Annotated in this window: 16 protein-coding genes; 6 read left to right on the forward strand and 10 right to left on the reverse strand. The window is 39.6% G+C overall.

The annotated features are described in order from the left end of the window. Position 1: 1 nt before the first annotated feature. The 5 genes from IGI38_RS10055 to IGI38_RS10075 form a co-directional block, all read right to left on the reverse strand. Complete coding sequence (locus tag IGI38_RS10055; protein ID WP_438729391.1) at positions 2-1,291, reverse strand: homoserine dehydrogenase; 1,290 nt, start codon at positions 1,289-1,291, stop codon at positions 2-4. A 127-nt stretch (positions 1,292-1,418) separates the two neighbouring features. Then, on the reverse strand, positions 1,419-1,706 hold the full coding sequence (locus IGI38_RS10060; RefSeq protein WP_010746682.1) for an ArsR/SmtB family transcription factor: 288 nt from the start codon (positions 1,704-1,706) through the stop codon (positions 1,419-1,421). 18 nt (positions 1,707-1,724) lie between these two features. Continuing rightward, on the reverse strand, positions 1,725-3,449 hold the full coding sequence (locus IGI38_RS10065) for a phospho-sugar mutase (RefSeq protein WP_438729394.1): 1,725 nt from the start codon (positions 3,447-3,449) through the stop codon (positions 1,725-1,727). 174 nt (positions 3,450-3,623) lie between these two features. Further along, positions 3,624-4,538: a thioredoxin-disulfide reductase gene (gene trxB, locus IGI38_RS10070; RefSeq protein ID WP_438729397.1), complete on the reverse strand. Its 915-nt coding sequence runs from the start codon at positions 4,536-4,538 to the stop codon at positions 3,624-3,626. Between the two features lie 208 nt (positions 4,539-4,746). Continuing rightward, on the reverse strand, positions 4,747-4,965 hold the full coding sequence (locus IGI38_RS10075; protein ID WP_010740033.1) for a YneF family protein: 219 nt from the start codon (positions 4,963-4,965) through the stop codon (positions 4,747-4,749). A gap of 297 nt (positions 4,966-5,262) precedes the next feature. On the opposite strand from IGI38_RS10075, the gene proB reads away from it, so the two are divergent. Then, positions 5,263-6,072 carry a glutamate 5-kinase gene (gene proB, locus IGI38_RS10080; protein ID WP_438729400.1) on the forward strand — a complete coding sequence of 270 codons (810 nt, stop codon included), beginning with the start codon at positions 5,263-5,265 and terminating at the stop codon, positions 6,070-6,072. Beyond that, a complete protein-coding gene (locus IGI38_RS10085; RefSeq protein ID WP_438729403.1) occupies positions 6,065-7,315 on the forward strand; it encodes a glutamate-5-semialdehyde dehydrogenase in 1,251 nt (416 codons plus the stop codon). The genes proB and IGI38_RS10085 overlap by 8 nt, the downstream gene beginning before the upstream one ends. 106 nt (positions 7,316-7,421) lie before the next feature. Here IGI38_RS10085 and IGI38_RS10090 read toward each other — a convergent pair whose 3' ends face one another. The 3 genes from IGI38_RS10090 to tyrS all read right to left on the reverse strand — a co-directional run bounded on the left by IGI38_RS10090 (position 7,422) and on the right by tyrS (position 10,594). Then, the gene (locus IGI38_RS10090) at positions 7,422-8,312 is read right to left on the reverse strand and encodes a deoxyribonuclease IV (RefSeq protein ID WP_438729406.1); all 891 of its coding nucleotides are present in this window, start codon (positions 8,310-8,312) and stop codon (positions 7,422-7,424) included. A gap of 22 nt (positions 8,313-8,334) precedes the next feature. Beyond that, positions 8,335-9,240 (reverse strand): AEC family transporter, encoded by a 906-nt coding sequence (locus IGI38_RS10095; protein ID WP_438729408.1) that lies wholly within the window; start codon positions 9,238-9,240, stop codon positions 8,335-8,337. A gap of 91 nt (positions 9,241-9,331) precedes the next feature. Then, positions 9,332-10,594 carry a tyrosine--tRNA ligase gene (gene tyrS, locus IGI38_RS10100; RefSeq protein ID WP_438729411.1) on the reverse strand — a complete coding sequence of 421 codons (1,263 nt, stop codon included), beginning with the start codon at positions 10,592-10,594 and terminating at the stop codon, positions 9,332-9,334. Between the two features lie 316 nt (positions 10,595-10,910). On the opposite strand from tyrS, the gene IGI38_RS10105 reads away from it, so the two are divergent. From IGI38_RS10105 to IGI38_RS10120, 4 genes are all read left to right on the forward strand, one after another. After that, positions 10,911-13,295 carry a transglycosylase domain-containing protein gene (locus tag IGI38_RS10105; protein ID WP_438729414.1) on the forward strand — a complete coding sequence of 795 codons (2,385 nt, stop codon included), beginning with the start codon at positions 10,911-10,913 and terminating at the stop codon, positions 13,293-13,295. 299 nt (positions 13,296-13,594) lie between these two features. Then, entirely contained in the window at positions 13,595-13,816 is a 222-nt protein-coding gene (locus IGI38_RS10110) for a DUF2829 domain-containing protein (protein ID WP_438729416.1), read from the forward strand. Then, complete coding sequence (locus IGI38_RS10115; protein ID WP_438729419.1) at positions 13,813-14,565, forward strand: 3-oxoacyl-ACP reductase; 753 nt, start codon at positions 13,813-13,815, stop codon at positions 14,563-14,565. Before IGI38_RS10110 ends, IGI38_RS10115 begins: the two co-directional genes overlap by 4 nt. Before the next feature lie 118 nt (positions 14,566-14,683). Then, the gene (locus tag IGI38_RS10120; protein WP_438729422.1) at positions 14,684-15,190 is read left to right on the forward strand and encodes a QueT transporter family protein; all 507 of its coding nucleotides are present in this window, start codon (positions 14,684-14,686) and stop codon (positions 15,188-15,190) included. A 126-nt stretch (positions 15,191-15,316) separates the two neighbouring features. Here IGI38_RS10120 and treC read toward each other — a convergent pair whose 3' ends face one another. Both treC and treP read right to left on the reverse strand, forming a co-directional pair. Continuing rightward, the gene (gene treC / locus IGI38_RS10125) at positions 15,317-16,939 is read right to left on the reverse strand and encodes an alpha,alpha-phosphotrehalase (RefSeq protein WP_438729425.1); all 1,623 of its coding nucleotides are present in this window, start codon (positions 16,937-16,939) and stop codon (positions 15,317-15,319) included. Between the two features lie 15 nt (positions 16,940-16,954). Beyond that, the gene (gene treP, locus IGI38_RS10130; protein WP_438729428.1) at positions 16,955-18,901 is read right to left on the reverse strand and encodes a PTS system trehalose-specific EIIBC component; all 1,947 of its coding nucleotides are present in this window, start codon (positions 18,899-18,901) and stop codon (positions 16,955-16,957) included. Positions 18,902-19,244: the final 343 nt, after the last annotated feature.

Raw genomic sequence — 19,244 nt, forward strand, 5'->3', positions numbered from 1 at the left:
CTTATTCCCCCATAACTTTCATCAATGATATCAACTTGTAGTTGGTCTTCTCTTCAATTTCTTTTTGAATCGTCGCCATTTTTGTTTCTGATGTTTCATGTGTGATTAATACCACTCGTGCATGCTCACCATCGCCTTTTTCTTGAACAACTTGTTCAAAACCGACTTGCGTTTCAGTCATGATCTCAGCAATTTTCAAAAATTGGCCCGGCTCATCTGGCATTTCTAACGATAAGAAATATTTACTGATATTCTCGCTAGGCGGCGTTAATTTTGTTGGCTGGGTATAACCAGTAAAACGATGACCAACTGTATTCTTTTTCATCTTATTGACGATCGTCATCAAATCTGCCACGATGCTTGTTGCTGTCGGTCGTGCACCTGCGCCTGGTCCGTAATACATAGATTCGCCGATACCTGAACTCTTAACAAAAACAGCGTTCATTTCGTTGTGGATCGAAGCAAGCGGATGTACATGCGGGACTAATACTGGACCGACTTCTACCGAGATCGTACCATCCTTTTTGATCGTTGAGCCGATGAGTTTTATCGTGTAGCCAAGTTGATCAGCCAGCGAAACATCTTCTGCAGCTAAACCGCGAATTCCTTTAATTTTAACTTGGTCCATGGTGATGGACATACCAAAAGCGAACTTACTCAAAATGACCATTTTATATGCAGCATCAATGCCATCTACATCATTCGTTGGATCGCTCTCTGCAAAGCCCAGTTCTTGTGCTTCCTTCAAAGTATCGTCGTAAGTACGATGATCCTGTACCATTTTTGTTAGCATGTAATTGGTCGTACCGTTAACGATTCCCAAAACTTCCGTGATATCATCTGCCGCCAAACTATTAGCAATAGTTCGTAAAATTGGAATGCCACCAGCAACGCTAGCCTCATAATACAAATTACGTTGTTGTTCTCGTGCTAAATCCACTAACTCACTACCATGTTGCGCCAGTAAATCCTTATTCGCCGTTACTACATTTTTACCTGCCATCAAGGCTTCCTTAATGAATGTCTTAGCTGGCTCAATACGCCCCATCACCTCAACAACAATCGCGATTTCAGGATCTTTAAGAATCGCATCTAATTCTGTGACTAGTTCCAAATTGTATTTTTCGGCTAGAGCACTTTTATCTTCCTCTGGTCGGATCAAAGCTTTCGTTACAACCAAGGGACCGCCGATACTTTTTTCAATTTTTTCTTGATGATCTGCCAAAATTTCTAGAACACCGGTACCTACTACACCTAAACCTAATAGACCCACCTTGACTGCTTTTTCCATAATCCGCCTCCACTAAATTACATTCGTATTAAAAGTAATTTCATCATATTCTAATAGTTAGCTATCAGTATAACAAAATTTCTGTAAAAAAAAAGAGCTTTTCCAAAAAATTTGGAAAAGCTCGCTTTTATTGATGTAAGACGTGACGGAAGGTTTGTTCCAAAACATCCAAGACATGCTGATCATCCAGGCTATAAAGCATAGCCTTCCCATCACGACGTGCCTTAACTAAGCGATTATCACGTAATAATTTTAATTGATGAGAAACGGCAGACTGTTCCATTGCTAACGTATCGCTAATCGATGAAACATTGCGCTCCCCTTCTTTTAGAAACATCAAAATTTTTAAACGTGTTGGATCACTCAAAATTTTAAAAAATTGACTGACCGCTTGAAATTCTTCATGTTCCTTCATTTATAGCCCTCATTTACTCTACTCGGTGATTTTACGGATTGCTTCTTCATACATCGCGATTTTTTTAGCAGCAGTATCGTGAGAATCACCTTTTACACCGATATAGAATTTAATTTTTGGTTCTGTGCCGGAAGGTCGAATCGCCAACCATGTTTCGTCTGCTAACGTGTATTTCAACACATCTGAGGCTGGCATATCAATTGCTGTTTCTGTGCCATCAGCTCTGATTGCTTTCGACGTTTTGAAGTCTTCAGTCAGAGTAACCGTTACTTCTGCAAATGATTTTAGTGCGTCGGTACGCAACTTACCCATGATTGCTTTGATTTGTTCCGCGCCTTCAGCTCCGCTCAAGGTAACTGAAATCGTCTTCTCAGCATAGTATCCATACTCTTCAAAGATATCTTGCAATCCATCATACAATGTTTTGCCTTGTTTTTTATAGTAAGCTGCTACTTCAGCTAATAATACTAACGTCTGAATCGCATCTTTATCACGTACGAATGATTTGATCAAATAGCCATAGCTCTCTTCAAAACCAAACATGAAAGTTTGTGAGTTGTCATCTTCATATTGCTGGATTTTCTCAGCGATAAATTTGAAGCCGGTTAATACATCTACCATCTTCACATTGTAAGAATCAGCAATTGTTGTTGCCAATTCACTTGATACGATTGATTTTAGAACGACCGCATTATCTGGTAAAGTTCCTGCTTGTTTATGAGCTTCTAAAATATAACGGATCATAATTGCACCGATTTGATTTCCTGTCAATACTTGGTAACGTCCATCGGGCAAACGAACAGCTGCACCAAGGCGGTCAGCATCGGGGTCCGTTGCGATTAATAGATCGGCACCTTCTTGTTCACCCAATTTGATTGCATATTCAAAAGCAGAGTGTTCTTCTGGGTTCGGTGATTTTACCGTTGAAAAATCAGGATCAGCAATCGCTTGCTCAGGAACTAAAATAAATTTTTCAAATCCTGCTTGCTTCAAAGCTTTTTCGCCAAGCATTTTACCAGTACCATGTAACGGCGTATAAACTAATTTTAGTTCTTTACCCATTTCATTGATTAATTCTTGATTAATCGTTACTGATTTGATTTCTTTCAAATATTTTGAGTCCACTTCTTCACCAATGATATTGATCAATCCGCTATGTTCCGCCTCTTCATCAGATAAGACTTCAACTTCTAGTGGATTTTCAACAGCACGTACGAATTTCGTCAACGCGTCTGCATCTTCAGGAGGCATTTGTCCGCCGTCTTCTCCGTATACTTTGTAGCCATTATATTCAGCTGGATTATGTGATGCAGTAATCATTATTCCAGTGAAGGCATTTTCAAAACGAACGGCAAAAGATAATTCCGGTGTTGGACGTAAACTTTCAAATACAAATGAAGGAATATCATGTTTCGCCAATGTTTTTGCTGCTTCCATCGCGAACTCCGGTGACATGTGACGTGAATCATAGGCAATCGCTACACCACGACGTTTAGTCTCAGGATCTTGGGTATCCATGAATCGAGCCAAGCCTTCTGTCGCTTGACGAATAGTGAAGATATTCATCCGGTTGACACCAGGTCCTAAAACTCCGCGCATACCTGCGGTTCCAAATTCTAATTGTTTATAAAACGCATCTTTTTTCAACTCTGGATCTTTGCCTAAGTCTTGTAATTCTTTACGCATTTTTTCATCTAATTTATCTGAATCAATCCATTGTTCATAAACTTGTTCCCAAGACATGAAACACACCTCTTTCAAAATTTTCTTACCATTTAAGTATACCATTACTGTTATATTCAGCAAAGAAAACTTGTATCTCATTCATCCTCTTAATCAAGATGTCCGTATCTTTCAGTAAGCCTATTTTTTATTAGGACTAAAAAAAGGAAGACATCATCCGTCTTCCTCCAAAAATTAATTTTGCGCTTCAATATATTTATAGACTTGTTGGCCTGCGATTCCACCTTCTCCAACAGCTGTCGTGATTTGACGTAAATCTTTTTCCCGCGCATCTCCAATAGCGAAGACACCAGGAATTTTAGTTTTCATTTCAAAATCGGTTTCAATCCAGCCAGCAGCATTTGTAATCCCACTATTTTTAAATGGCTCAGTTAATGGTTCCAAACCAACATAAATAAACGCGCCGTCTGCTGGTTCCAAGTGAACCTCCCCAGTTTTCACATTGCGAATCTGTGCTCCTGTTACAACCATCTCATTCCCAACGATTTCGTCAACAACACTATCCCAGATAAATGAGATTTTTTCATTGGCAAATGCACGATCTTGAATGATTTTTTGTGCTCGCAATTCATCACGACGATGAACGATAACAACTTCAGATGCGAAACGCGTTAAATAAATCGCTTCTTCCACTGCTGAGTCACCTCCGCCAACAACAATTAAACGTTTATTGCGGAAAAATGCACCATCACAAACTGCACAGTAGGAAACACCGCGACCTGCGAAGGATTCTTCACCCGGAACACCTAATTTACGATGGACACAGCCTGTCGCAACAATGACTGTCTTTGCTTGATAACTTTTATCTTCAGTAATGACTTCTTTAAAATCCCCATGGTCTTTAATATCCTGAACGATTCCATACGCATTCTCTGTGCCAAATTTTGTGACACCATCATACATCTTCATCGCAAGTTCTGGACCCATGATTGATTCGAACCCAGGATAGTTTTCAACTTCAGCAGTATTGTTCATTTGTCCGCCTGGCGCACCACGTTCAATCAAAAGAACCTTCAAATTTGAGCGTGAAGCATATAAGGCTGCGGTCATCCCAGCTGGACCCGCACCGATAATTATTACATCATACATTCAGTCATTCCCCCATTCCGCTTTACTTTACATCCCAGAATTTATTCTGTCGACAAATCTGCTTACTAATTGTCAGTTTCACTCCATACTTTTAGTTAGTACGAGTATAAAAGTAGTTTAAGTAAACAAAACTCTGTTTATGAATTTTTGTTTTACAAAATCACCAAAAAAGAAGGGCAACCATCAAATGATGATTGTCCTTTCAGAATTATTGTTGGTTTTTCATTTGCTGCATCATTTGACGAACTTTTTTCTCAGAAGGTTTTTGTCCCATCGACATCATCATTTGACGTAACATATCCTCGTTGATTGGAGGATTCTTTTTGAAATAGTCTTGCATATATTTACGAGCTAAGAAGAAACCGCCGACAGCACCTAATAGTGCAGCGATTACTGCGATCAATACTACGATTCCAGTTGATACCATTTTCACCGCTCCTTTCCTGACACATTCTTATACATTTTACTAAAAGATCCATCAAAAGAAAAGCCGTTTTAAGAAACTTCGAACCTGACCATGAAATTTTAGTTCAATCTTACTAATTCCACGAGAAGTTCTAATGCCTTTATTCAGTCAAATGATTAAAAAAGGAACTACTATGAGTTTTGATAGTTATCAAAAAATTTTCAATTAATTTTAAATAATTGGTGAAATTATGATTAGAATATGATAAAATGCAAAACAATATCTTCCTCGCTGGTGGCTAAGTGAAGAGGTGTAGACATGAGAGATTTTTTAAGATCCGTGAATCGGATCGTGGTGAAGATCGGGACAAGTTCTTTGATCCATCCAAACGGCAAGATCAATTTTTCAGGAATTGATCAATTAGCATTTGTATTAACTGACCTTCGTAATCAAGGCAAGGAAATAATATTAGTCTCTTCTGGCGCGATCGGCGTGGGTATGGACAAACTTAAAATCGAAGAGCGACCACAAGAAATACCAGTACAACAGGCCGTTGCAGCCGTCGGCCAGTCAGAGCTGATGCATATCTACAATCAACGTTTCTTAGGATATAGTCAGCAAACTGCTCAAGTTTTGTTGACACGAGACGTGGTAGATTTTCCCGAAAGTCGGAAAAATGTAATCAATACCTTGGAACAGCTGGTCTCAATGGGAATTCTTCCTATCATCAATGAGAATGACACTGTAGCTGTCGACGAAATGGATCATACCAGAAAATTCGGAGACAATGATGAGTTGTCTGCTATCGTTGCGCAATTAATGAATGCTGATCTATTGATTATGTTAAGCGACATTGACGGCTTTTATTCTGATAATCCGACCAAAAATAAGCAAGCAATTCTTTACTCCACCATCTCAACAATCAATCAAACATTGATGGAACAAGCTGGTGGTGAAGGCAGTCGTTTTGGTACTGGTGGAATGGTCAGTAAATTGAAAGCAGCGCAAAGAATTTTAGATACTAAAAGCGCGATGGTCTTGGCAAACGGGAAACCTCCCAGAATAATTTTTGATATCTTAGCAGGAGCTGAAGTCGGAACATTATTTAAGGAGGGTAACCATGAGTAATTTAATGAATCGTTTAGGTCGGCAAAGTAAAAAAGCAGCTCAACAGCTGAGTCAGCTAGAAACCTCCAAAAAAAATGAATGCCTCATCCAGATGGCGCAAGACTTAGAAAACAATGCGTCTACGATTTTAAAGGCTAATCAACAGGATTTGGATCAAGCAAAAGAAAATGATGTCTCTGATCCGATGCTTGATCGCTTGCGCTTAACTCATGAAAGAATCAAAGAAATGGCTGAAGGAATCCGACAAGTTTCAGCCTTGGCTGATCCAATCGGTGTAGTAGAAAAAATGTGGCGCACAGAGGATCAGCTGATGATTGGGCAACAACGAGTGCCTTTAGGTGTGATTGGTATCATCTTCGAATCCCGTCCAAATGTAACTACTGATGCAGCTAGTTTATGCTTTAAATCCGGAAATGCGGTGATTTTGCGCGGCGGCAAAGAGGCCTATTATTCGAATCAAGCGCTGGTAAACATTATGCAGCGAACTTTGCAAAATAAACAACTCGATTCCGCGATGATTCAATTTGTTAATGATACTTCTCATGATGTGGCCAATGAGATGATGCGCTTGAATGAATACTTAGATGTCTTAATTCCGCGAGGTGGTACTCGTTTGATCCAACGAGTTAAAAACAGTGCTACTGTACCAGTCATCGAAACAGGTACTGGAAATAATCACATTTACGTTGACAGTGCTGCTCAATTGGACATGGCAAGTAGTATTGTTATCAATGCAAAAGTCCAACGGCCTTCGGTATGTAATGCCATCGAAACGCTGTTGGTTCATGAAGACATTGCTTCTGTGTTTCTACCAATGATCGAAAAGGCTTTAAGCCCACATCACGTTGATCTGCGTGCGGATGCAAGAGCCTTTAGCTATTTAAAAAAGGCGAACCTAGCCTCCGAAGAAGATTGGGCAACAGAATTTTTAGATTATATTTTAGCGATCAAAGTCGTTAACTCCATTGATGAAGCCATTGAACATATCAATCACTATAACTCAAAACATTCAGAAGCAATTGTGACAGACAATTATCACAACGGTCAAAGATTCCTAAAAGAAGTTGATGCGGCTGCTGTCTATATCAATGCCTCTACTCGCTTTACGGATGGGTTTAAATTTGGCTTTGGTGCCGAGATCGGTATCTCTACGCAGAAACTACACGCCCGTGGACCAATGGGGCTGGAGCATTTGACTTCTAGTAAATATATCGTTTATGGTGATGGGCAGGTTAGAGCCTGAACTCTTTTCATCTATATCGCTTTTATCTTATTAAGAATCCATTTTTTACTGTCCGAAGCTAGCAAAAAAGCACACGTTTGAATAATCGACGTGTGCCTTCTTTATATTATTGAGTTTGAATTTTTTCTAGTAGATCAGGATCAAATTTCCCATCTTTCAGCATAGCAATTTCAAAACCATATGGCGCATGCTGATTCTTTTTATCTTCACCAACATACGGTGTCTCTAAAATTTTAGGCAGATTTTTCAATTTTTCATGATGAACAATAGCGTTCAGTGTTTCAAATCCGATCGTACCGAATCCAATGTTCGCATGCCGATCCTTATGAGAGCCCATTGGATTTTTTGAATCATTGACATGAATCACTTTCAAGCGGTCCAAACCAATTACACGATCAAATTCTTCTAAGACGCCATCAAAATCCTCTTTGACATTGTACCCCGCATCATTCGTATGACACGTGTCAAAAGTCACAGAGAGTTTTTCATTAAGAGTCACACCATCGATAATGTAAGCTAATTCTTCAAATGTTTTTCCTAACTCCGTTCCTTTTCCTGCCATCGTTTCCAAAGCGATTTGTGCTCGTTGATCTTTAGTCAACACCTCATTTAACCCTTTGATGATTTGATCCAATCCAGCTTTTTCACCAGCGCCAACGTGAGCACCAGGATGCAAAGTAATTTGCATCGCACCTAAAGCCTCCGCACGCATGATTTCATCACGTAAAAATTGAACTGCAAATGGGAACATCTCCGGCTTTTGGGTATTCCCTAAATTAATAATATACGGCGCATGCATGACGATATTCGATAAGCCGTGCTCTTTCATAAACGATTCTCCGGCAGGAATATTCATCTCCTCCACCGCTTTACGACGAGTATTTTGCGGCGCACCGCTATAGATCATAAAAGTCGACGCTTCATAGCTAGCTGCTTCTTGCGCCGCACCTAATAACATTTCTTTTCCCTTCATGCTTACATGAGAACCAATTAACATAAAAACCTCCATATTTCTTTTTTTATAGGAATAACAATAAACTTGTCATCAACGGCAAGCTAATCAAAAAGCTAAGAGATGACGTGAAGCCCACGACCTCCGCTCGCATTCCTGCAGCCACACTGTTGATTACACCAAATGTTGGAATCGGACCGACCGAAACAAGGCATAAAACGATTTTAATCATCATCGGAACCGGCATCAGCATAAAGAGGCAAGCGAATAAGATACCCACGCCATATTTGATTCCTAAAACGCGTAAAACTAAAGATAAATCTTTTTTCGGCAAACGTAATTCCAGAAACAATCCTATCATAAACATTGATAAAAACGTATTTGCGTTGGCAATCGGTTGCGCAATCTGAAAAACAGCTTGCGGCAAATCGATGTTTAAAATACGAAAGAACAGCATGATCAAATAGCACAGAAATGGGACCGAACACCCCAAACGTCCCAAAACCTTTTTAGCCGTTGGCCGTTCTTCATCACTCCCGCTAATTCCTTCGATCACAACATTAGATCCCCCTGCTAGCATGACGCTATTGCCGATATCGAAAAAAGAGAGAATAGGGATCGCCTGCGGCATGAAACTTTGAACAAATGGGATTGCGAAATTTCCAATATTATAGCCAGAAACGCCGTACATCAAAAATTCTCGTTCTACCTGCCCCTGCTTCTTTGATAAAAAATGGCCAATCACAATCATCACTAAATTCAAAAACAATCCTGCGATAATCAGTAGTAATAATTGATTCTTTACTGCTAAAGATCGTAAATTGACAATAATTGCTGCTGGCAGCGTGACATTGACAACGATTTTCGAGATCATCGAGCCGTCTGCTTTCATCAATAAATTCAATCGTTTCGTTAAATAGCGTACCAAGATAATAACAAATAATCCTAACGAGTTTAATAAAACTGCTCTCACACTTTCACCCCATCATCTAAAACGCTTACCCAATTAATCCAAAGAAAGAGGATTGCTCCAATAATTGGTACAATCCCTTTCATAGTGACAATTAAAATTGTAAAACAAAATATTTTTTCTTTCCACGACGAACGATAATATATTCCTCTGCCAATTTGTCTTGATCACTTAATGTGTAAGCCACATCTTGTACACGATCTCCATTAATATAGATTGCACCATTATTGATATCTTCCCGCGCTTGGCGTTTAGATTTTTCAATCCCTGCTGTTATCAATATTTCTACAAGATTTAAATCGTCTTCTGTTTTCACTTGGTAGTTCGGAACATTTTTAAACCCTTGCTCGATTTCTTCCGCATTCAAGTTTTTAACGTCTCCGCTAAATAAGGCTTCAGAAATATGAACTGCTTGGTTGTATGCTTCTTCCCCATGAACTAATACAGTGACCTCTTTAGCCAGCGCTTTTTGTGCTGCACGTTGTTCAGGTGCTGCGGTGAATTCTTTTTCGATTGCATCGATCGCTTCTAAATTCAAGAAAGTAAAGTATTTCAAGAATTTTACCGCATCACGATCATCTGTATTAATCCAGAATTGGTAGAATTCATATGGCGAAGTTTTTTCTGGATCTAACCAAACAGCGTTGCCTTCAGTTTTCCCAAATTTTGTGCCATCAGCTTTAGTGATCAACGGCATCGTCATCCCAAAGGCTTGTTTTCCTTCTTCGCGACGAATCAATTCGATCCCTGATGTGATATTCCCCCACTGATCGCTTCCACCTAATTGTAATAAGCAGCCATAGCGTTTATTCAATTCATAGAAGTCGTACGCTTGCAATAACTGGTAAGCAAACTCTGTGTAAGAAATTCCTGATTCGATCCGACGCTTCACACTTTCCTTGCTCATCATGTAATTGATCGTAAAGTTTTTCCCGACATCACGTAAGAAGTCGATTAATTTCAATTCGCCCAACCATTCATAGTTGTTAGCGACGATCGCCGGGTTTTCTTTATTTTCAAAATCAATGATTCCAGAAAGCTGGTTCTTAATACTTTGTGACCAGTTTTGAACCGTGTCTAAAGTATTTAATTGACGTTCTGCATCCTTAAATGAAGGGTCCCCAATCATTCCGGTGCCGCCGCCAACCAAAGCGATTGGCACATGACCGTTTTGTTGGAAACGACGCAACGTTAAAATCGGTAATAGATGCCCAATGTGCAAACTATCCGCAGTCGGGTCAAAACCGATATATAGTTTAACAGACTCTTCGTTTAATTGTTTTTCTAAGGCTGCTTCATCTGTTACTTGAAAAATTAAGCCACGGGCTTTTAGTTCTTGAAAAAAGTCTGAATGCATGTTTTATCCTCCTAATTATTTTTACTGCTCTAACTAATCGTTAGGTATATCTTCTCTAAAATGATTTATACTTCCCCATATTAACCGAAAAAACAAGGAAATAAAAGCTATTCGTCAGATTTCTTCGAAGTTCTAAATCTCAATAATTGGCTTCCTCCAAAAAGAAAGCCAAACAATATAATAATGTTTGTTTTGTTTTACTTAACAATTAGTTGAAGTTTTGATTACAAACATTGCATCCGCTTGTTAATGGAAGTAAAACTTTGCTATAATTCAACAGATAATTAAAATGATAGAATCTAATGAGGTGGACTTTTTGGCTCACAAGAAAAAAATAAATAAGCAACCGAAAAAGAGCGGCAAAAGCAAATCAAGACCTACTCTTGGAGGTCCTTTTGCTCTTAATGTTTCATTGCGGGTAATCAAGTCATTGTTACTTGGTTTTATCGTTGTGCTCTTTTTAGGCGGCATGCTCGTCGTCGGAATCGGTGCTGGGTATTTTGCCCATCTTGTCGAAGGGACACCTACACCGACAAAATCGGAAATGAAACAAAAGGTTGGTGACATTGCGGAATCATCCAAATTGCTCTACGCGGATGATCAAGAGCTGGCGACAATCCAAGCTGATCCGATACGTGAAAAAATAGATTCCGATGAAATTTCTCAATGGGTGAAAAAAGCGCTTGTTGCTACGGAGGATGAAAATTTTTACGAACATTCCGGAGTTGTTCCTAAAGCTGTTGTACGTGCCTTGTTAGGTGAAGTGGTTGGCTTTGGCGCTGGCTCAGGTGGTTCTACCCTTACTCAGCAGCTGATCAAACAGCAAGTTCTAACGAATGAAACTTCCTTTAAACGGAAAGCCAATGAAATTGTTCTGGCATTAGATTTAGAAAAATACCTGAGCAAAGACGAGATATTGACCGCTTATCTGAATGTTTCGCCTTTTGGACGTAATAACAAAGGGCAAAATATTGCAGGGGTCGAAGAAGCTGCAATTGGTATCTTTGGTGTCCATGCAAAGGATTTAAATCTGCCGCAATCCGCTTTTATTGCTGGTTTGCCCCAAAGCCCAATCGTTTACAGTCCTTATACCAATACGGGTGATTTGAAACAAGATTACTCTCTTGGAATGGCGCGAAAAGACGATGTACTTTTCAATATGTATCGTGAACAGATGATTTCTAAAAAAGAATATGAGGACGCAAAAAAATATGACCTCGCAAAAGATTTTCAGGGTCGTCAAGATGTGGAAGTTCAACAACACGGCTTCTTATACTACACCGTTTATAATGAAGCAATCAGTATCGTAGCAAAACAGCAAGCCAAAGAAGATGGTGTCAGCGACGCTGATTACAGCAAAGAAGAGGTAAGCAATCGCTATATTGAACAAGCTAAAGTTAAGATGCAAAATCAAGGATTAGTCGTAAAATCAACGATTGACAAGAATATTTATGATGCGATGCAATTGGGTGTCGCTGAATATGGACAATATCTAGATGATGGATCTGGCGCAACCGTTGAGCCAGGGACGGTCATGATGGACAACAAAACTGGTCGGATCTATGGTTTCGTTGGCAGTCGCGACTACAATACAAACCAAAACAATCACGCCTTTGATACTGTGCGTCAGGCAGGTTCATCCATCAAACCAGTATTAGTTTATGGACCGGCTATTGATCAAGGGCTGCTAGGCAGTGCTTCACGAATCGCCGACTTTCCAATGAAATACCAACATGGTGAACATGCCGGTAAAGAATTAGAAAATGCCGAAAATAAGGGTTCTAAGACTTTCCAAACAACACGGGAAGCACTTGTTGAATCAACCAATATTACAGCATATCATGTTTATCAAGATATGCTGTCCAATAAAGGCTCTGATCAATACGCTTATGATAATTATCTGAAGAAAATGAATTATCCGACATCCAATGCATGGGGAGTAGAATCAGCACCATTAGGTACGACGGGGGTTTCAACGCTAACCGAAGTGAATGGATTCCAGACCTTGGCCAATGAAGGTGTTTACCAGCAAGGGTATTTAATTGAATCAATCACAGACAGTACAGGCAAAGAAATCTATAAGCATAAAGATAATCCTGTTCAAGTTTATTCAAAAGCAACAGCTTCCATCATGAATGACTTGATGCGCAGTGTCATAACCGAACAACATACTACTCCGTTCAAATCTATTTTGAGTGGCGTGAATTATTCATTAAGCACAGCTGATTGGGTTGGTAAAACAGGTACGACGGATAATTATGCCGATAACTGGCTGATCGTTTCTACACCATCTATTACATTAGGAACTTGGACTGGCCGAGATGACAACAAACCAATGAATGATGGTGCAGGAAATCGGACAGCGACCTACATGGCTTATCTTGCAGGTCGAATCTACCAAGTGAATCCAAATGTCTTTGGTGAAAATGAAGAATTTAAGTTATCTGATGATGTTAAGCAAATCAAGGTTTCTGACTTTACTGGGTTAAAATCAGGAAAAGTTACGCACAATGGGACCAACTATCAAGTACCCAGCGGTGAAACAACCTCTCTTTGGGCGAAAGATGGTCCGGGCGATAGTACGTATGAATTTGGTATCGGCGGAAACGACGATGATTACAAAACATATTGGAATACGCGCAACAAAGCAACTAACAAAAACAAAGATGATAAAGATGATGACACAAAAACAGATGATTAATGTATTCTAAACATACTAATATTGGAGGGTAGAATCAGTGACGGCTGATTTTACCCTCTATTTTTGTTTTGGATTATAGTGAGGTTGTTACAGAAGTTGGCAGCTTCAATAAATCCTAGCTTATTACCGAATGCTAGTTCTACTTAGTGAAGCTTAGCAGTAACTATATGCAAGAAGCTACTTCTGGCATACAGCTCCTTTTTAGCTTTTCATAGTAGCCGTCTTCAGTCCTCTTGTGACTCCACTAGCTTTTTGGTATCCTACCAAAAGAAAAGAAATTTTGATCGGAGGAAATATAAATGACATTTGAAGAAATCTTACCCGAACTAAAAAAAGGGGCAAAAATTATTCGCGAAGGCTGGGGCGGTTTTGAAATATATGTAACTCTAGTAACCGGAGAAGTATTTGATAATTCACCAGTAACACCTTATTTTTTGATCAAAACTGCAGATGAAGGCTTTTCAAGTTTTGCACCAACCGTTTGTGACATTCTGGCAGAAGATTGGAAAATCGTTGAATGATAAATTTCGATTTTTCTAATAAGATCGTCTTTATCACGGGAGCAGCATCCGGAATTGGGGCCGCTCAAACAAACGCATTTTTAAATGCTGGCGCTCGCGTCTTTGCTTTTGATCAACAAGAACGAGATTTATCAGAACTGCAAAAAAGCTATCCAGAACATTTTTCCTATTTCCTTGGAGATGTTAGGAATAAAAAAAGCTTGCAAGAAGCGCTAAAAAAATGTCATGAATATTTCGATACAGTCGATATTTTACTAAACACTGCTGGAATACTAGATGATTATCTGCCGTTAAACGAAACAGACGATGACTTGTGGGACCGAATTTTTGATACGAATGTAAAGAGTATGTTTACTCTAACAAAGTTATTATTGCCAGAACTATTAGAGCATCAAGGAACCGTCATCAATATGGCTTCAATTGCCGGACTTGTCGCTGGCGGCGGTGGACTTGCGTATACCACTAGCAAACATGCCATCGTCGGCTTTACAAAACAGCTTGCCTTGGACTATGCTGCCAAAGGACTCCATGTCAACGCTATCGCGCCTGGTGCAATCAACACCCCTATGAACCAAGCGGATTTTTCCGGCGATGGCCAGATGGCTAAATGGGTCGCAGAAGAAACACCGGTTAAACGTTGGGCAGATCCGAAAGAAGTTGCATATGCTACAATGTTTTTAGCAAGTGATGAAGCACGTTATATGCAAGGAAATATTTTGCCAATCGACGGTGGCTGGCTTTTAAAATAGCTTGCAATTTTTCTGAAATCCTCTAAGATTATTGATAGCGATCATTTCGCACTGCGGCACTTCAATCCTTTGGCCGCAGTTATTAACAAGACACGATCTTGTAAAGGAGAATAGACAAATGAATCTTGAAAAAAGTTCAGCTCAACGCTGGACCACCACCGACACGGCAAAAATGGCCGTAGTGACCGGGCTTTATGTTGCCGTCACCATCGTTCTATCCGTCATCAGTTTTGGCGCGATCCAACTCCGTATAGCGGAAATGTTTAACTACTTGCCGCTTTTCAACAAACGATATACTATTGCAGTGACGCTAGGTGTCGCAATCGCTAATCTGGCCTCCCCACTAGGTATTGTAGATGTGCTGTTAGGCAGTATCTCTACTTTGATTGTTTTACTGATCTGTCGAAGGGTAACAAAAAATATCACGAGTCTTAAGAAAAAAATGACCCTTACTGCTTTAATTTTTGCCTTTTCAATGTTTACAGTTGCTGGGCAATTGACTTTTTTCTATCAGGCGCCCTTCTTCTTCAATTGGCTGATTATTGGTCTAGGAGAGCTGCTTTCTATGTCACTAGGCGGCGTATTGATCTATTTGATAGATAAACGAATTGATTTAACAAAATGAAACAAGGCTGTGACAAAAGTGGGCAACTTTAAGAAATAAGAAGGAAGTTAAGAGGAAGTTACTTCTGGAGCAACGTTTATTCGAAAAAAAGAGCTGTGACAAGATTTTTTGTCATAGCTCTTTTTTTTAACAATAGATGGCGATTGATTGATAAGGCTTCAACGTAATTCTTTCGTTGAGTTTTTCACTGTCATAATTATTGATTAATATTTCGCCTTTTTGAAATTCTTTCGGCAATTCAATCGTCGTTTCTTGAGGGAAGAAGTTATTCAGTACAAGCAACCTATGTTCTTCATAGCGGCGAATATATCCATAGATTTGCGGATGATCCGGAAGAAAGGCTTCATAACTGCCCTCCGCGATTACTGGATAGTCTTTTCTAAGTTTGATCAAGTGCTGATAATAATTGAATATCGAACCCTCTTGCAATTCTTTTGCTACATTGATCTCGTTCGCGGACTTGCCTAACGCTAACCATGGTTCCGTTTCAGAGAAACCGCTATATTCCCCACGATCCCATTGCATTGGGGTACGTGAATTGTCACGTGATTTCGCTTTGACGATCTCAAATGCTTCTTGTTCATTCTTGCCATCAAGCAGTAATTCTTGATAAGCATTTAGGCTTTCCACATCAACATACTTTTCCATTGAATCAAAATCTGGATCCACCATTCCAATCTCTTCACCCATATAAATATAGGGCGTCCCACGATTTAAATGAATAGCGCCTGCCAGCATTTTAGCCCCGGCCACACGATAGTTATCCACATCAACAAAACGATTCAACGCACGGGGCTGATCATGATTATTCCAGAAAAGAGCGTTCCATCCACTTTCCTCGCTCATTTGCGTTCCCCAAGTATGAAACAATTCCTTTAATTTCGCAAAATCAAATGGCATTTGCGTCCATTTTTTACCATCTTGGTAATCAACTTTTAAATGATGAAAATTAAACGTCATATCTAATTCTTCTCGTTCAGGCTTCGTGTATAAAATACAATTTTCCACGGTAGTAAAACTCATTTCGCCAACTGTAATCATTTCACTATCTTTTCCAAAGGTCGCCTGATTCATCATGTGGATAAACTCGTGGTTAATTGGGCGATCAGTATAGGCTGGCTTGCCATCATTTTCAGAACAGTCTTTCAAGACCTCATCCTTGCCGATCACATTGATCACATCAAAACGAAATCCCTTTACACCTTTATCCATCCAAAAGCGTACGACTTCAAATAGCTCCTCCCTTACTTCAGGATTGCGCCAATTTAGATCTGCCTGTGTTTTATCATACAAATGTAAATAATACTTACCCGTATCTCCAAAAGATGCCCAGGCATTTCCGCCAAATTTCGAAACCCAGTCCGTTGGTTCATCCCGTAAAATAAAGTAATCTTGGTATTTTTTATCACCAGCTAATGCTTTTTGGAACCATTCATGTTCGATCGACACGTGATTGAGCACCATATCCAGCATGATTTCGATCTCATGTTCTTTTGCCGTTGCCATTAAATTTTCAAAATCAGTTATTGTTCCAAACATTGGATTAATCGCCGTATAATTTGCTACATCATACCCATTATCCTTTTGCGGACTCGGATAAATGGGACTTAACCAAATCATGTCCACACCTAGTCGTTTCAAATAAGGTATTTTTTGCTGGATTCCCTGCAGATCGCCAATGCCATCTTGATTCGTATCTAAAAACGATTTGGGATAAATTTGATAGATTACTTTCTTCTTAAAACTCATTTTGTCCTTCAACTCCTACAATTCTGTCGCTAATATAATTTTCTCAGCACTCGTTACAGGTGCTTCTTCAATTAAGGGATCCACTTGAAAGTCTGTCGAGTTTGTCACAATAATCGGCGTTTGAACTTCATAGCCTTCTGCCTTGATTGCATCAACATCGAATTCCATTAAAAGCTGACCTTTTTTAACGATATCACCTTGTTGTACATGGCTAGTAAAATATTTCCCATCTAATTGAACCGTATCAATGCCTATATGGATCAGCACTTCTGTTCCTTCTGTACTTACTAATCCAATGGCATGTTTTGTTGGAAACAATAAACTAATCTGTCCATCAAATGGCGCAACTAGTTTCCCTTCACTAGGGTCAATCACAACTCCCTGTCCCATCATACCTTCAGCAAAAACGGGATCTTTTGCGCTGCTTAATGGATATAGCATCCCAGTAATTGGCGCAAACAATTCAACAACAGCGTTCGTTTTTTTAGTCGTTTCACTACCTAGAGTTGGAACATTTTCTTCTTCTACACGATCCAATTTATTGAATAAACCAATACGACGGAAGGTCAAGGTCAAGATGAATGGAACCGCAATCGCGATCACCATCCCAATTGCAAATATCAAATAATCTTGTGGTCGAATCGCTAAAATTCCCGGCAACCCGCCAACACCAATCGATAATGCCCGTACTTTGAACAAAGTAATAAATAAACCGGCGATTCCACTACCGATCATGGCAGCGATAAATGGATAGGTATATTTCAGATTGATTCCAAACATCGCCGGCTCCGTCACTCCTAACCATGCAGAGATAACAGATGGGATCGAAACTTGTTCTTCCTTCTTATTGCCACGGTGAGCGAATACAACTGCTAAAACAGCTGCCCCTTGTGCGATATTTGATAAGCAGATCATTGGCCATAAGTTTGTTGAACCAAAGTCGGCAATCAATTGCGAATCGATCGCTAATGTTGTATGATGCAGACCAGTTATAACCAAAGGCGAATACAGAGCCCCAAAAATACCACCGAATAACCAACTAAAGCTAGAAGTCAAACCAGCATTTACTACCGCTGAAATCGCCGTGCCGATTTTCCAACCGATGGGGCCTAAAATAATATGAGCCGCTAAGATTGTTGGAAGTAATGAAAAGAATGGGACAAAAATCATTGAAACGGCTTCTGGAATATGTTTACGGAAAAAGCGTTCAAGGTAAACGAGTAGGAAACCTGCCAACATTGCTGGAATCACTTGTGCTTGATAACCAATTTTATCTACCGTGAAAAAGCCGAAATCCCATGTCCAGTTTTTCGCAATTTCTGCGGCAGTCGTGCCATTCACCGCATAAGCATTCAATAGTTGCGGTGATACTAGTGTGATCCCAAGGACAATCCCCAAGATCTCTGTCGCACCCATTTTACGAGCAATGCTCCAGGTAATCCCTACCGGTAAAAAGTGGAAAATCGCTTCACCAGGCAACCACAAGAAACCATTGATACCGTTCCAAAAGGTAGAAGCTTCAACAATTGTTTGACCATTCAGCCAACCCATAGGTACTGCTTCTAAAATGTTACGAAATCCTAAAATCAAACCGCCGACAATAATTGCTGGTAACAATGGAGTAAAAATTTCTGCTAAAACAGTAATGGCGCGTTGGACTGGATTCTGATTTTGTTTCGCGGCTGATTTTGCAGCTTCCTTAGAAACACCTTCGATTCCTGAAACTGCTGCGAATTCATTGTAAAAAACTGCTACGTCGTTTCCGATGATTACTTGAAACTGTCCTGCATTTGTAAACATACCTTTGACGCTAGGAATCTCTTCGATTTGCGCCTCATCCGCCTTTTTCGGATCGTTTAGTACAAAACGCATCCGCGTGGCACAGTGAGTAACTGCAGAAATATTTTTCTTGCCGCCAATGGCCGCCAGCAGGTCCTTCGTATCCTTTTCATATTTTCCCATCTTTTTTCCCTCCGAATAATTTTAACTTGTATGGATAAGTTCAGCTGATACATTTACTATAAGTGGTTTAAAGATTTTTGTAAATCGCTTACATATTCAACTGTTCTCGCTTTATTAGAAAATCCTCATCAAAATGAACATGAATAGATTTTATTCGCAATTTGTCAGTCTTATTGTTACCAACAGGTTGGTAATAAACCAAACAAGTCTTACCAAAAATAAAAATTTACTCATTTTTATAGTCAAAATTATCCGGAAAGCGTTTTACATATAGATTCTTTCTTTGTATAATGAAATCACTTATACGGACAAGTGGATTTTTGGTTCTATTTTTTCAATTGTG

The sequence above is a fragment of the Enterococcus sp. AZ128 genome (genome assembly GCF_051714485.1).
In the GTDB taxonomy this organism is placed as follows: Bacteria; Bacillota; Bacilli; order Lactobacillales; family Enterococcaceae; genus Enterococcus_A.